The organism is Lactobacillus mulieris, from assembly GCF_007095465.1.
Classification (GTDB): Bacteria; Bacillota; Bacilli; order Lactobacillales; family Lactobacillaceae; genus Lactobacillus; species Lactobacillus mulieris.
Genome location: NZ_SDGL01000001.1, coordinates 133,514 through 148,549, shown reverse-complemented (window position 1 = coordinate 148,549; position 15,036 = coordinate 133,514). Strand labels below are relative to the sequence as shown.

General features: G+C 34.4%; 14 protein-coding genes. 13 read left to right on the top strand and 1 reads right to left on the bottom strand.

The window, feature by feature from the left end; translation table 11 throughout:
* From ymfI to ETI37_RS00710, 6 genes are all read left to right on the top strand, one after another.
* Positions 1-729 carry an elongation factor P 5-aminopentanone reductase gene (gene ymfI, locus ETI37_RS00735; RefSeq protein ID WP_006587022.1) on the top strand — a complete coding sequence of 243 codons (729 nt, stop codon included), beginning with the start codon at positions 1-3 and terminating at the stop codon, positions 727-729.
* 52 nt (positions 730-781) lie between these two features.
* Positions 782-1,846: a helix-turn-helix domain-containing protein gene (locus ETI37_RS00730; RefSeq protein ID WP_022091230.1), complete on the top strand. Its 1,065-nt coding sequence runs from the start codon at positions 782-784 to the stop codon at positions 1,844-1,846.
* Positions 1,847-1,853: 7 nt separating this feature from the next.
* Positions 1,854-2,417, top strand: a complete 564-nt coding sequence (gene pgsA / locus ETI37_RS00725) for a CDP-diacylglycerol--glycerol-3-phosphate 3-phosphatidyltransferase (protein WP_006587020.1) — start codon at positions 1,854-1,856, stop codon at positions 2,415-2,417.
* A 176-nt stretch (positions 2,418-2,593) separates the two neighbouring features.
* Entirely contained in the window at positions 2,594-3,676 is a 1,083-nt protein-coding gene (gene recA / locus ETI37_RS00720; protein ID WP_006587019.1) for a recombinase RecA, read from the top strand.
* 123 nt (positions 3,677-3,799) lie between these two features.
* Positions 3,800-5,431: a ribonuclease Y gene (rny, locus tag ETI37_RS00715; RefSeq protein ID WP_143458373.1), complete on the top strand. Its 1,632-nt coding sequence runs from the start codon at positions 3,800-3,802 to the stop codon at positions 5,429-5,431.
* Between the two features lie 105 nt (positions 5,432-5,536).
* The gene (locus ETI37_RS00710; protein WP_006587017.1) at positions 5,537-6,706 is read left to right on the top strand and encodes an MraY family glycosyltransferase; all 1,170 of its coding nucleotides are present in this window, start codon (positions 5,537-5,539) and stop codon (positions 6,704-6,706) included.
* 37 nt (positions 6,707-6,743) lie between these two features.
* Here ETI37_RS00710 and ETI37_RS00705 read toward each other — a convergent pair whose 3' ends face one another.
* Positions 6,744-7,406 carry a YigZ family protein gene (locus ETI37_RS00705; protein ID WP_006587016.1) on the bottom strand — a complete coding sequence of 221 codons (663 nt, stop codon included), beginning with the start codon at positions 7,404-7,406 and terminating at the stop codon, positions 6,744-6,746.
* A gap of 47 nt (positions 7,407-7,453) precedes the next feature.
* On the opposite strand from ETI37_RS00705, the gene ETI37_RS00700 reads away from it, so the two are divergent.
* The 7 genes from ETI37_RS00700 to hprK all read left to right on the top strand — a co-directional run bounded on the left by ETI37_RS00700 (position 7,454) and on the right by hprK (position 15,018).
* A complete protein-coding gene (locus tag ETI37_RS00700) occupies positions 7,454-8,734 on the top strand; it encodes a helicase-related protein (RefSeq protein WP_006587015.1) in 1,281 nt (426 codons plus the stop codon).
* The gene (locus ETI37_RS00695; protein ID WP_006587014.1) at positions 8,731-9,408 is read left to right on the top strand and encodes a ComF family protein; all 678 of its coding nucleotides are present in this window, start codon (positions 8,731-8,733) and stop codon (positions 9,406-9,408) included. Before ETI37_RS00700 ends, ETI37_RS00695 begins: the two co-directional genes overlap by 4 nt.
* A gap of 79 nt (positions 9,409-9,487) precedes the next feature.
* Positions 9,488-10,033: a ribosome hibernation-promoting factor, HPF/YfiA family gene (gene hpf / locus ETI37_RS00690; protein WP_006587013.1), complete on the top strand. Its 546-nt coding sequence runs from the start codon at positions 9,488-9,490 to the stop codon at positions 10,031-10,033.
* A gap of 138 nt (positions 10,034-10,171) precedes the next feature.
* Entirely contained in the window at positions 10,172-12,574 is a 2,403-nt protein-coding gene (gene secA, locus ETI37_RS00685; RefSeq protein ID WP_006587012.1) for a preprotein translocase subunit SecA, read from the top strand.
* Between the two features lie 56 nt (positions 12,575-12,630).
* A protein-coding gene (gene prfB / locus ETI37_RS00680) for a peptide chain release factor 2 (RefSeq protein ID WP_143435212.1) occupies positions 12,631-13,747 on the top strand; the annotation gives its coding sequence in 2 pieces (ribosomal slippage) (positions 12,631-12,702 and positions 12,704-13,747; 1,116 coding nt in all).
* 12 nt (positions 13,748-13,759) lie between these two features.
* The gene (locus ETI37_RS00675) at positions 13,760-14,065 is read left to right on the top strand and encodes a hypothetical protein (RefSeq protein WP_006587010.1); all 306 of its coding nucleotides are present in this window, start codon (positions 13,760-13,762) and stop codon (positions 14,063-14,065) included.
* Positions 14,066-14,076: 11 nt separating this feature from the next.
* Positions 14,077-15,018 (top strand): HPr(Ser) kinase/phosphatase, encoded by a 942-nt coding sequence (gene hprK / locus ETI37_RS00670; RefSeq protein ID WP_006587009.1) that lies wholly within the window; start codon positions 14,077-14,079, stop codon positions 15,016-15,018.
* The last annotated feature ends 18 nt before the right edge of the window (positions 15,019-15,036 follow it).

The following is a 15,036-nucleotide window of genomic DNA, read 5'->3' as shown; positions in this document are numbered from 1 at the left end:
TTGAAAAGAGCGATTATCTTTGGAGCAACTGGTGGAATTGGACAGGTAATAGCTAATGAGCTGGCAGCTGATGGTTGGTCATTGTATTTACATTATAGTAATCAAGAGCAAGTAGCGAATAAGTTAGCTAATCAGTTAATGAGCCAGTTTCCTAAGCAAGATTTTATTGCAATAAAATTAGATTTCTTAGCAAATAATTTTGAATTGCAGCAATTTTGTAAAGGCTTGTTGCCAGTTAATGTTGTGATATTTGCACAAGGAGTAACCAATTATGGCTTTTTTGGAGAACAAGATTTAGATAATTTGGAACAAGAAATACAAATTAATTTAGTTACTCCGCTAAAGTTAACTCGGTTATTAGAACCTTGTTTACTTAAATACAAGCATAGTCGGATTATTTATTTGGGATCTGTTTATGGTGGTCAAGCTAGTGCCTTAGAGTCAGCGTATAGTGCCTCTAAAGCTGCTTTGACGAGATTTAGTCAGGCTTATGCAAGAGAAGTTGCAGCTAGTGGCTTAACTGTCAATGTTTTAGCCCCAGGAGCAGTTGATACACCAATGAATGCAATCTTTTCTGATGATGTTTTAGATGAAGTGAAAAGTGAAATTCCGGCAGGACGATTAGCGTCAGGCAAAGATATAAGTTTTTGGGTAAAAAACATTTTACAACCTGAAAGTGATTATTTAACAGGACAGACAATATATATTACAGGTGGATGGCTAATTTAACATCATTTTGTGGTATACTCAATTTGTTAATTTTTTAGAACAAGAGGTTATTATGGCTAATATCGGAGAAAAACTACGCAGTGCTAGAGAAGCAATGGGCTTGTCTATTGCCGATGTTGAAAAAACAACCAAAATTCAAAGTAGATATTTAACTGCTATTGAAAATAGTGACTTTGACAAGCTTCCTGGAGATTTTTATGTACGTGCATTTATTAGACAATATGCACAAGTTGTTGGTTTAGATGGTAAGGAACTTTTAGCTGAATACCATCAAGATGTACCTGAAACTAATAGTGATGAATATGTTGAAAATTCAATTGATAATAAGACTGAAGAAGTAAAAAAGACCACTAATAGTAAAAAAGGAATGCTCAAAAATCAAATGCCACGCATTATTTTAGGAGCAGGAGTTGTAATTGTAATTGTAATAATTTATGTGTTAATTACATCTCTGTTTAGAGGATCTTCACAACAAGCATCTGATGCAGGTGATTCAGTAACTGTTTCATCACAATCTGATAGCTCATCTTCTTCAGAAAAAGCATCATCATCGACTGAAAAGAGTCATGTAAAGATTACTCGCTTGGGATATGGTTCATATCAAGTTACTGGACTTAAAAGTAACCGTAATTTAGTAATTCATGCTGGAACTAACAATCTTTCAGCATCAGTTACTGTTGATGGCGAAACTAAATGGAGTGGGTCGATTTCATCTGATAGCAAGCATACTGTAAAAATTCCTGAATCTGCTAAATCTGTTTCGATTTATTTATCCAATGATACAGGCACTAAAGTAACAGTCGGAGGTAAGAAAATCCCTTATACTCCAGCTGGTACAAGTTTGAACTTGCGCTTAACTATCGGAAAAGTTTCATCTTCATCAAATTCTGGAACAACTCAATCTTCATATACTAATACTTATTCACAAAGTAGTAGCATTGCAACTAGTTCTTCAAGTGTTTATACACAGTCTAGCCAAGCTAGTTCAAGTCAAACAAACACTAACCAAACTAATACAAATCAAACTAGCCAAAATACGACTAATCAAAACACTGGCAATACAGGTACAACAGGCAATACCGGTGCTGGTGAAGGTCAAAATAATGGGGGACAATAGTTAAAGAATGAATTTACCAAATCGTTTAACAGTTTTTAGAATTATTTTAATTCCTGTTTTTATGTTAGTGTTAATTTTAAATTTCCCAACTGGAAGTTTTAATTTTGCTAATGTTAATATCCCATTTAGCCAAGTATTGGCAGCAGTAATCTTTGCGGGTGCTTCGTATACCGATTACCTTGATGGGCATATCGCTAGAGCAAGAGGATTGGTAACTAATTTCGGAAAGTTTGCTGATCCACTTGCTGATAAAATGCTGGTAATGACAGCTTTTGTATTTCTAGTAAGTATGGGTAAAGCTCCAGCGTGGATTGTGGCAATTATTGTTTGCCGAGAACTTGCAGTAACTGGATTACGTTTAATTTTGGTTGAAAATGATGGTGAAGTTTTAGCAGCAAAGATGCCAGGGAAGATAAAAACTGCTACTCAAATGTTGTCAATTATTTTCTTATTATTAGGAGATATCTTTTTTATTGGTACAATTTTGTTATATATTTGTTTGATTTTTACAATTTACTCCGGTTGGGATTATTTCTACCAATCTAGGGATGTTTTTGCTGGTGAATTGTAATTTAAAAGCCGTAAGGCTTTTTTTTATTAATTAAAAAAATATTCAAATAATCGGGTATCTAATTAATGGTGGATCTTATGATGTGTAAATAAATGAACGCTAGTTCGTTTTTTGCTTGCATTTGTAACTAGGTAGCAAGTATAATTAACTAGTAACTAGCTTAAGGAGGAAATACTTTGGCTAAAGATGAGAAACAAGCTGCTTTAGATGCAGCACTGAAGAAAATTGAAAAGAACTTTGGTAAGGGCGCTGTAATGCGCATGGGAGAAAAGGTTGATACTCAAATATCTACTGTCCCAACAGGATCTTTGGCTCTTGATGCCGCTATCGGTGTAGGAGGATACCCTCGTGGCCGGATTGTGGAAGTATATGGGCCTGAATCATCTGGTAAGACAACTGTGGCCTTGCATGCAGTTGCAGAAGTTCAAAAACGTGGAGGAACTGCTGCATATATTGATGCAGAAAATGCAATGGACCCAGCTTATGCAGAAGCTTTAGGTGTTGATATTGATTCACTTATCTTATCTCAACCTAATACCGGTGAAGAAGGCTTACAAATTGCGGATACATTGATTGCAAGTGGAGCGATAGATATCTTGGTAGTTGACTCTGTTGCTGCTTTAGTACCTAGAGCTGAAATTGATGGAGAAATGGGTGACTCTCACGTTGGGTTACAAGCCCGATTGATGAGTCAAGCATTACGTAAATTGTCTGGTAATATTAATAAGACTAAGACTATTGCCATTTTCATTAACCAAATTCGTGAAAAAGTTGGCGTTATGTTTGGTAACCCGGAAACAACGCCTGGTGGTCGCGCATTAAAGTTTTATTCAACTATTCGTCTTGAAGTGCGCCGTGCGGAACAAATTAAACAATCAAGTGATGTTGTGGGTAACCGTGTGAAAATTAAAGTTGTGAAGAACAAGGTTGCACCGCCTTTTAAAGTTGCTGAAGTTGATATTATGTATGGTAAAGGAATATCCCAATCTGGCGAATTATTAGATATGGCAGTTGATAAGGATATTGTTGACAAAGCCGGATCATGGTACTCATATAAGGAAGATAGAATTGGTCAAGGCCGAGAAAATGCCAAGCAATATTTGGAAGACCATCCAGACATCTATAATGAAATTATGACTCAAGTTCGTGAAGCATATGGAATTGATGCAAAATCACTTGAAGAAAAAGAAGATCCTGCAAAAATAAAGGAAAAAATTGAGCAGGATGAAAAAAGTGGCGAAAAAGCTAGTAAAAAATAAGACTGAAGAAATAGATTTAGACCTTGGTTTTTAACTAAGGTCTTTTTACTTTTGTTGACATATTTTATAGGAAAATTTATCATTAATTTGTGTGTATAATTCTTAAAAAGGGCGATAGTGATAATGATGAAAACAGATTTAATTCCTGTGTTAATCGCTATTGTTTCACTTTTAATTGGTTATGGCATTGGTTATTTAATTAGAAAGTTGCATTGGGAGAAACAAGCAGAGAATGCACGTAATGATGCACAACATTTGCTTGAAAATGCCCATACTAAATTAGATGCTATTAAGGCGGAAGTTGAGGTAGCTAAACAAACTGCTAAAACAGTTCGCCAAGAGGCAGAAAACGATAAAAAAGCGCAAATTTTAGAAGCAAAAGAAGAAATTAGAGCTTATCGTGAGCAAACTGAAAATGATTTGAGTAAACAAAGAATTGAACTTAGTCATCGGGATGCTCGTTTGCAACAAAAAGAAGATGCCATTCAAGAAAAAGAAAAGGATTTGAGCAAAAAAGATGCTCAAATCACACAAACTAAGACTCAGTTGGAGCAAAGAGAAGCCGACCTTACTCAAAAGCAGACTGAAGCCGATGAGTTATTATCTCAGCGGAAAGAGAAGCTTTATGAAGTAGCAGAATTAAGTAAGGACGAAGCTAAGAAAATAATTTTAGCTGAGTTAAGTAATCAACTTGACAGTGAGCGTGCTGAATTAATAAGAAATAGTAATGAGCAGGCTCAAGCCAAGGCGGATCGTTTTGCTCGACAAATTTTGGTAGATGCAATTCAAAGTAGCGCGGCTGATACTGTTGCTGAAACAACGGTGTCAGTTGTCGAACTGCCAAATGAGGAAATGAAGGGAAGAATTATCGGCCGTGAAGGTCGGAATATTCGCTCCTTTGAAGCCTTAACTGGTGTTGATTTAATTATCGATGATACTCCAAAAGTTGTGACTTTGAGTGGCTTTGACCCAATTAGACGAGAAATTGCTAAGAGAGCAATGGAACGTTTAATTAAAGATGGGCGTATTCATCCAGCGAGAATTGAAGAAATGGTTGATAAAGCTCGTAAAGAGGTCAATGATGATATTTATGAAGCTGGTGAAGGAGCTTTGATTGAATTAGGTATTCATAAAATGCATCCTGAATTGGTAAAAGTTTTAGGTCGACTTAAATATCGGACTTCTTATGGCCAAAATGTTCTGGCTCACTCAATTGAAGTTGGGAAGTTAACTGGAACTATGGCGGCTGAACTTGGTTTAGATGAAAGATTAGCGGTTCGCGCGGGATTATTACACGATATTGGTAAGGCTATCGACCACGATATTGAAGGTTCCCACGTCGAAATCGGTGTTGAATTAGCACGTAAGTACCATGAATCTGATATTGTAGTCAATGCAATTGCAGCTCATCATGGTGATGTGCCTAAATTATCGTTTATTGCAGAGTTAGTTGTGGCTGCTGATACCATATCTTCAGCAAGACCAGGTGCACGAAGTGAGTCATTAGAAAATTATATTAGAAGACTTACTCAATTAGAAACAATTGCTTCAGGCTATCAAGGTGTTAGTCAAGCATTTGCAATTCAAGCAGGTCGTGAGATTAGAGTTATGGTTGAACCAGATAGGATTTCTGACGATCGGACGACAATTTTAGCTAGAGATATTCGAAACCAAATAGAAAAAGAAATGGAATATCCTGGTAATATCAAAGTAACCGTAATTCGTGAGAAACGTGCGGTGGCGATTGCTAAATAACCAAAAAGAGGACTTATTTGTATAAATAAGTCCTTTTTGTATTTGTACTAATTTTTCACAACTTGTATAATAAACGCTAGATATTAGCAGAAAGTTTAGAAAAACATGTTTTTAATTATTGTAAAATTATTCTTCTTAGTAATTATTCAAACGGCTGTAACGCCTTTTATCAGAAGATTAGCATTTGTTTTAGGAGCAGTTGATAATCCTAATGCACGTCGTGTTAATAAAAAGCCTATGCCTACAATTGGAGGATTAGGTATTTTTGTGACCTTTAATATTGGAATTTTTATTTTATTGCGGGAGCAGTTCCCAACACATGAAGCTTTTTCAATTTTACTTGCTTCTAGTGTGATGGTTTTAACTGGTTTAATTGATGATATTTTAGAATTAAAACCTAAGCAAAAACTAGCAGGACAAATTATTGCTGCTATGATTATTTATTTCTTAGCTGGAATTAGAATGAAAGAAATTATTCTACCTTTTTCCAAACAAGTTATTACTTTAGGTTGGTGGAGTTTACCTATTACCATTTTTTGGATATTAGCCTTAACTAATGCAGTTAACTTGATTGATGGATTAGATGGATTGGCAACTGGAGTTTCATTAATTTCATTGTCAACGATGGGAGTTGTTGGATATTTCTTCCTTCACACTAAAGAACTATATATTCCAATTGCTTGTTTTATTTTGGCAGCAGCTTTATTGGGCTTTTTACCATATAATTTCCATCCAGCTAAAATCTTTTTAGGTGATACAGGGGCTTTATATATAGGCTTTATGATTTCAATTTTATCTTTGAAAGGTTTAAAGAATGTAACCTTTATTTCTTTAATTGTGCCAATTATTATCTTAGGTGTGCCAATTACTGATACTGTTTATGCAATGATTCGTAGGAAATTAAATCATAAGCCTATTTCTCAAGCTGATAAGCATCACTTGCATCATCAATTGATGAGAATGGGGCTTAGTCATCGACAGGCTGTATTATGTATTTATGGGATTTCATTAGTCTTTTCGTTTGTTTCACTGCTTTTCCTTTTATCACCTTCTTGGGGAATTTGGCCTTTGATCTTAGGTTTGCTGATTGCATTAGAATTTTTTGTTGAGTCAGTTGGTTTGTTAGGTGATAAATATCATCCATTGCTTAATTTGATTCAAAGAATGATAAATAGCACTCGAAGAAGTGATCCAACGGTTGAGGTTTGGCATCTTGGTGGTGAAAAACCTAATCAATTAAAACGTAAAACAAGTAGAGATAATAAAGATAATTAGTTTTAATGCAAAAAACTGGGGTAAAACCCCAGTTTTTTTATTGTTCATGATAGTTGACTTCTTTAAGTAAAATTTCGTTATAGCGCTGACCGATTTCTTTTAAATCAACTTTTCCTTTTAATAAATCAGTAAGGTCAGTTTCTAATGGTTCGATATCTTTATCTTCGACAAATAGTGTAAAAGTTACATCAGTTCCATATTCACGATTAGAAACAAAAACGTTGTTTTCTTCTAAATAATGATTTATCTCATCTAGGCGATTATAGGCAATTGAGAATGTTAATTCTTTTTGTAATACTCTTTTTACAACACCAATCGCTTTGGCAGCTTCAGTTACACTATTTGAATATGCTCGTATTAATCCACCTGCGCCAAGTTTTATTCCACCAAAATATCGAGTTACTACAACGGTAACATTTTTTAATTTCATTAATTGTAAAGCTCTTAATTCAACTACTCCAGCAGTTCCTTGTGGTTCGCCATTATCGCTGGCTTTTACTTGATCGTCATTTAAGCCAATTGTATATGCATAGGTATTGTGAGTAGCATCATGATATTTTTTGGATATTTCTTTGACAAAGGCTTCGGCTTTCTCTTTAGTATCTGTTCTGGCGAAGCTTGCAATAAAACGACTCTTTTTTATTATTAATTCGTTTTGTCCAGCTTCTTTAATGGTTAAAAAATTTTCTTTTTCTGACAAAAAAATTCTCCTTTCTTGGGGGTAATTAAATTTAGGGAGGAAATTTTATGGAAAATCATACCTCACTAGCAGGAAGACAATGGATTATCAATCAAGATGATTCTAGCATATTTCCTAATTGTGAAAAAATTAGCGGAATAATTAATAATATTTGTCAGAGATGTGGAAGCTATTGCAATACTAAAATAGCTGTGAAAAAACTTTACTGTCGAGCGTGCATTGGACTAGGGAGAGTGAGTGAGAATGACTACTTAATTAGGGATTTAAGTAATAAGTCATACTCAAAACAAAATGATTTGTTAACTTGGTCAGGGAATTTGACAGCTAGACAAGCAAAAGTATCACAAGAAATTTGTTATGCTTTTAAAAAACGACAAGATCATTTAGTTCATGCAGTAACAGGAGCTGGAAAAACAGAGATGTTATTTGACTGCTTAAAATTATGTTTAGAAGCTGGATTAAGAGCCTGTATAGCTACTCCTAGAATTGATGTGGTTAATGAATTATATCCGAGAATTAGTAGTGCTTTTTCTAAAATAAAAATAGGGAAGTATCATGGTCGAGAGTATAAAGATTATGAAGCAGAACAATTAATTATCTGTACAACTCATCAATTGCTAAAATTTTATCATGCTTTTGATTTATTAATAATTGATGAAGTGGATTCTTTTCCTTACGCTCCAAGTCCTATGTTGCATTTTGGGGCCAATAATGCTGTTAAAACTGATGGTATGAAGTTATATTTAACAGCAACTCCACCAGATGATTTACTTGAAAAAATTAAACACAAAAAAATTACAGTTTCATTATTAAATAGACGCTTTCATGGGGGACTTTTACCTGTCCCTAAAGAAAAATTATTTTTAAAACCTTTTTTGAAGAAAAAGCAGTTAAATAAACATCTACTCAAGCAAATAATATTAGTAATAAAAGCAGGCCACCCGCTGTTATTATTTGTACCAAGGATAAACGAAATACCAGTTTATTTAGAAGCTTTAAAAGCCTGCCATCAATTGAAAGAAATGGTAATAAAGGGTGTTCATGCGGCTGATGAAGCACGGATTGATAAAGTACAGGAATTTAGAGATAAAAAGATTGATATTCTAATTACCACAACTATTTTAGAAAGAGGAGTTACTTTTAAACATGTTTGGGTAATTATTGTAGCAGCTGATGATGCCATTTATACAAGAGCATCTTTGATTCAAATTGCAGGTAGAGTGGGGAGAAGCAGTGATGATCAAGATGGGTTAGTTTTATTTTGCTATCATAAATATACTTTACCCATTAGACAAGCAATTTCAGAAATTAAGAGGATGAACCGATGAGGTGCTATCTTTGCGGAAATAAATTTTTACCAGCTTTAAATTTTTATAACTTGTTTAATCCTTTATCTGAAAGTGTAGATATTCTGTGCCTTGATTGTCGAAATTCTTTTTCCTATTTAGAAAAGGGATGCAAGTACTGCCAAAAATCTGGAGAAAATGAAATTTGTCAAGATTGTCAAATTTGGCAGAAAAAATATCAAGCTTTGTTAAAGAATCAAGCAATTTATGCATATGATGTGCAGTTTTATAATGCAATGAGGTTATATAAAAGATATGGGGACTATCAAGTAGGCAAGGCATTAGCAGCTTTAATTAGAACGCGTGTGCCACTAGGTTTTGATTACTATATCCCCATTCCCACCTCAGAAAGTCATATCAAAAAAAGGGGCTTTGACACGATTTATGAAATTTTTCGAGATTTGGTACCTTTATGTCCAATCTTGAAGAAATATGATTTAAAGATTAGTCAAGGAGAGTTAAATCGTCAGGAACGTTTGGCAACTCCTCAAAGTTTTTATCTCGAAAAAAAGACTAAGCAGCAGTTAAATCCCAATGGCAAAGTGTTACTTCTAGATGATATTTATACAACTGGACGAACCTTGTACCACGCAAGAGATGCTATTTGGCAACTATATCCAGATATACATGTAGAAAGTTTTACAATTAGTCGATAAAGGTCGTGCAAGTGCTTACATTTTTGGTATAATATAGGTGTAAAGAAAAACCGCATAGCGGTTGAAAGGAGAATCTTTTATGTTAAAGTACAATGTACGTGGTGAAAATATTGAAGTAACTGAAGCTTTGAGAAGCTATGTTGAAAAGCGTTTGGAAAAGCTTGAAAAATATTTTGAATTAACTTCAGATGTTATTGCACACGTTAACTTGAAAGTTTACAAGAACCACGATGCTAAGGTTGAAGTAACGATTCCCCTCCCATACTTAGTCTTGAGAGCTGAAGAAACTTCTGATGATATGTATCGGAGCATCGATTTTGTTTCCGATAAACTTGAACGTCAAATCAGAAAGTATAAGACCCGTGTTAACCGTAAAGGCCGTGAAAAGGGTGTTAAGGACTTCTTCATTGAAACTCCAGCAGAAGAAGAAAAGCCTACTAGTGAATTTGATATTGTCCGCAATAAGCGTGTAAGTTTGAAGCCAATGGATCCTGAAGAGGCAATTTTGCAGATGGATATGCTTGAACATGACTTCTTCGTATTCCAAGATGCTGAAACTAATGGTACTAGCATTGTATATCGGAGAAATGATGGTCGCTATGGCTTGATTGAAACTAATGAATAATAAATATTAAAATATTCTAGGACCCCTTGGGATTAAACTCAGGGGGTCTTTTATATTAGTTATTTTTCTTTTTTTTAATAACATGGTAAAATATCATTTGTATTTTAGACTTTAAATTAGATTTTAGGGACCGATTTAATGGTAAATATTTTAAAAAAACTATACGATAGTGATAAAAGAGAACTTAAAAAATTTGAAAAATTAGCAGATAAGGTAGAAGGCTATGCTGATGAAATGTCTAAATTAAGTGACGATCAGTTACAAGCTAAGACTCCTGAATTTAAGAAAAGACTTGAAAATGGTGAAAGCCTAGATGATATACTTCCAGAAGCTTTTGCTGTTTGTCGTGAAGGAGCTAAGAGAGTTTTAGGCCTTTATCCATATCGCGTTCAAATAATTGGTGGTATTTCACTACACTTTGGTAATATTTCAGAAATGATGACTGGTGAAGGTAAGACTTTAACAGCTACTATGCCAGTTTATCTTAATGCACTTACTGGCAAGGGTGTTCACGTAGTTACTGTTAATGAATACTTGTCTGGACGTGACGAAGAAGAAATGGGGCAGTTATATCGCTGGTTGGGCTTAACTGTTGGTTTAAACTTGAATGAAAAATCACCAGATGAAAAGCGTGCAGCATATAATTGTGATGTTACGTATTCAACTAACGCTGAATTAGGTTTTGATTATTTACGTGACAACATGGTTGTTTATAAAGAACAAATGGTTCAACGACCACTTAATTATGCAATTATCGACGAAGTTGACTCTATTTTAATTGATGAAGCTAGAACACCATTGATTATTTCTGGTGAAGCTCAACAAGCCACAGGCGAATATATTAGAGCAGATCGTTTTGTAAAAACCTTAACTGAAGATAAGAGTGACGATGATGTTGATGATGACAAGGATTATGGTGACTATAAGATTGACTGGCCAACCAAGACTATTTCATTAACTCGTCAAGGAATTGCTAAGGCATGTAAGCATTTTGGCCTTAAAAACTTATATGATGTTGAAAACCAAGTTTTAGTTCACCATATTGATCAGGCTTTACGTGCGAACTACATTATGCTTAAAGATATTGATTACGTTGTCCAAGATGGGGAAGTATTAATCGTTGACTCATTTACTGGACGTGTAATGCAAGGTCGTCGTTATTCTGATGGTTTACACCAAGCAATTGAAGCCAAGGAAGGAGTTAAGATTCAAGAAGAATCTAAGACTCAAGCTACAATTACTTATCAGAATTTCTTTAGAATGTACAAAAAACTATCTGGTATGACAGGTACCGCTAAGACGGAAGAAGAAGAATTTCGTGAAATCTACAACATGCAAGTTATCACAATTCCAACTAACCGTCCTATTCAAAGAAAAGACATGCCAGATATTCTTTACCCAACACTTGATGCTAAATTTAAAGCTGTTGTCGAAGAAATTAAAAAGAGACATGCCAAGGGACAACCTGTTTTAGTAGGTACTGTTGCAATCGAAAATTCAGAACGTTTGAGCAAAATGCTAGATGCAGAAAATATTCCTCACGCTGTTTTGAACGCCAAAAACCATGCTAAAGAAGCTGAAATTATCATGAAAGCTGGTCAAAGAGGAGCAGTTACAATTGCTACTAACATGGCTGGACGTGGTACTGATATTAAGCTGGGGCCTGGTGTTCGTGAACTTGGTGGATTAGCAGTTATTGGTACTGAAAGACACGAATCACGTAGAATTGATAATCAGCTTCGTGGACGTTCAGGACGTCAAGGTGATCCTGGTTATTCACGCTTTTACTTATCACTTGAAGATGATTTGATGAAGAGATTTGGTGGAGATCGAGTAAAAGTATTCTTAGACCGAATTTCTGACAATGATGATGATAAAGTTATCGAAAGTAGAATGATAACTCGTCAAGTTGAATCAGCTCAAAAACGTGTTGAAGGTAATAACTATGATACTCGTAAGCAAACTTTGCAATACGATGACGTTATGAGAACACAACGTGAAATTATTTATGGTGAAAGAATGCAAGTGATTGAAGAAGATAAATCACTTAAAAATGTCTTGATGCCAATGATTAAGCGGACTATTTCTCATCAAGTTGATATGTTTACTCAGGGTGACAAAAAAGATTGGCGAATCGATTCATTACGTGACTTCATTGTTTCAAGTCTTACCAATGAAGAAGTTGCTGATAAGATTGACTTGAAGAATATTAAATCTGCTGATGAACTTAAAGAAAAGCTTTATAACTTGGCAGAGGAGAATTATAAAGATAAAGAAGAAACTTTATCTGATCCTAGTCAAATGCTTGAATTTGAAAAGGTTGTTATTTTAAGAGTTGTTGATGATCGCTGGACTGATCATATTGATGCAATGGATCAATTGCGGCAATCAATTGGTTTGCGTGGTTATGGTCAACTTAACCCATTAGTTGAATATCAAGATGCTGGTTATAGAATGTTTGAAGAAATGGTTGCCAACATTGAATTTGATGCTACTCGCTTATTTATGAAGGCTCAAATTAGACAAAATATTGCAAGATAGTTGATAATAAAAGAGGAGGCAAAAGCTTCCTCTTTTTTGCATAAAGGAGATAAAAAATGGAAATAAGTGAAATTTCGACTGTACTTGATGAATTACGTGTTAAATTAAATCATTTCAGGAGGTCTCTTTGACTTTGATGCTTTAAATGAAAGTATCGCAATTAATGAAGAAAAGATGGCTGATCCTGATTTTTGGAATAATCAAGAATCAGCTCAAAAATTAATTAGTGAAACAAATAAATTAAAAGAAAAAAGAGATCACTTTAATGACTTAGCACAAGCTTTTTCTGATGAAGAAACTGCTTTAGAGTTATTAAAAGAAGAACCTGATGATGACTTGCAAGTTGAAGTAGAAACTGATTTAGAAAAATTAAAAGATAGTTTTCACCAATATGAATTAAATTTACTTTTATCAGGTAAATATGATGCCAATAATGCTTTAATGGAAATTCATCCTGGTGCAGGTGGTACTGAGGCAATGGACTGGGCGCAAATGCTTATGCGAATGTATCAACGCTTTAGTGAAGCCCATGGCTTTACATTTGAAATTGATGATTATGAACCTGGTGATGAGGCGGGTGTAAAAAGTGTAAGTATTTTAATTAAAGGAACTAATGCCTATGGCTTGTTGAAAGGAGAAATGGGAGTTCACCGTTTAGTTAGAATTTCACCATTTGATGCCGCTAAAAGACGGCATACATCTTTTGCAAGTGTTGAAGTTATTCCAGAAATTGATGATAGTATTGAAGTAGATATTAATCCAGCTGACTTGAGAATAGATGTATTTAGATCAAGTGGTGCAGGTGGACAACATATTAATAAAACCTCTAGTGCGGTTAGAATTACTCACTTACCTACTGGAATTGTAACTACTTCTCAGGCTCAACGTTCACAATTTCAAAACAAAGAAACAGCTATGAATGCTTTACGCGCTAAATTGTTTCAATTAGAGGAAGAAAAGAAGCGTAAAGAAAAAGAAAAATTAAAAGGTGTTCAACAAGATATTGCTTGGGGTTCACAAATTAGGTCATATGTATTTCATCCATATAGTATGGTTAAGGATCATCGAACTAATTTTGAAACAAGTGATGTTAATGGTGTTATGGATGGAAAGCTCGATAACTTAATCTATTCTTTCTTACAATGGAGATTAAGTCAAGAGAATCCAGAATAGAGGGTGAATATTATGGGATTTATTGAATTTTTAGTAGTAGTATTAATTTTAGCAATTGTTGTATGTGTTTTATTCGCTTTATTAAAGCTATTTATTCTTATCTTGCCATTTATTCTGATTATTGCAGGGTTAATTTGGTTATATATTTATTTCTTGAAACGTAAAATTCGACGTGAAATTAGTAAAGAAATGGATAGTGACTATAAAATGAGTTGGGAAGACTTTGTTTCTTATGGGAAGAACACAAATAAAGATACAGAGGAGCATCATCGCAAACCAGCTCGTGATGTAACAACAGAGGATGTTAATGACAAATAGAGGTTAAGATTATGGCTGATAAAGTTGAATTAACAGAATTATTTGAAGATAATAATGTTTTACATGTAGTTCAAGGAAAGGAATTAATTAAAAATCGGGCAGTAACTGTTTCTGATATTTATCGTCCTGGTCTTGAATTAACTGGCTATTTTGACTTTTATCCTTCAAAAAGAATTCAATTACTTGGCAGAACTGAGATTTCTTATGCAGCAATGCTTGATCATGAAACACGTTTGCAGGTTTTCAATAAAATGGCTACACCTGATACGCCTTGTTTCTTGATTTCTCGTAGTTTACCAGTACCAAAAGAATTAACAGAAGCTGCAGCTAAAAATGGGATTCCTATTTTAACTACACCTGAATCAACAACATACATAATGAGCGTGTTGACTCAATATTTACGAGAACATTTAGCACAAAGAACTAGCATTCATGGCGTATTAGTTGAAATTAATGGTATAGGAGTTTTAATTACTGGTGCGAGTGGTGTTGGTAAAAGTGAAACAGCATTGGCCTTAATCCAACGAGGGCATCGTTTGATTGCAGATGATCGTGTTGATGTTTATCAAAGAGATCACGATACTGTAGTTGGTGAAGCACCTAAAATTTTAAATCATTTAATGGAAATTCGTGGAATCGGAATAATTGACATTAAAGATATGTTTGGTGTAGGAGCAGTTAAGGATCATACAGAAATTAAATTAGTAATTAAGTTGGAAAATTGGGATCCTAAAGCTAATTATGATCGTTTAGGCTTTGATCAAGATACTCGCGAAATTTGTAACATTGAAGTTCCTCAAGTTACGATTCCAGTTAAAGTAGGGCGTAATTTAGAAATTATCATTGAAATTGCGGCTTTGAACTTTCGTGCTAAGCAAATGGGCTTTGATGCAAGTGTTACATTCCAACAACAATTAGCAAAATTAATTGCAGAAAATGAAAAAAATAAGTAGCTAGAACGGAGGAAATGA

Coding starts and splice junctions, on each gene's coding strand:
- ETI37_RS00730 (WP_022091230.1), top strand. CDS start 782: ATGGCTAATATCGGAGAAAAACTACGCAGTGCTAGAGAAGCAATGGGC.
- pgsA (WP_006587020.1), top strand. CDS start 1,854: ATGAATTTACCAAATCGTTTAACAGTTTTTAGAATTATTTTAATTCCT.
- rny (WP_143458373.1), top strand. CDS start 3,800: ATGATGAAAACAGATTTAATTCCTGTGTTAATCGCTATTGTTTCACTT.
- ETI37_RS00710 (WP_006587017.1), top strand. CDS start 5,537: ATGTTTTTAATTATTGTAAAATTATTCTTCTTAGTAATTATTCAAACG.
- ETI37_RS00700 (WP_006587015.1), top strand. CDS start 7,454: ATGGAAAATCATACCTCACTAGCAGGAAGACAATGGATTATCAATCAA.
- ETI37_RS00695 (WP_006587014.1), top strand. CDS start 8,731: ATGAGGTGCTATCTTTGCGGAAATAAATTTTTACCAGCTTTAAATTTT.
- hpf (WP_006587013.1), top strand. CDS start 9,488: ATGTTAAAGTACAATGTACGTGGTGAAAATATTGAAGTAACTGAAGCT.
- secA (WP_006587012.1), top strand. CDS start 10,172: ATGGTAAATATTTTAAAAAAACTATACGATAGTGATAAAAGAGAACTT.
- ETI37_RS00675 (WP_006587010.1), top strand. CDS start 13,760: ATGGGATTTATTGAATTTTTAGTAGTAGTATTAATTTTAGCAATTGTT.
- hprK (WP_006587009.1), top strand. CDS start 14,077: ATGGCTGATAAAGTTGAATTAACAGAATTATTTGAAGATAATAATGTT.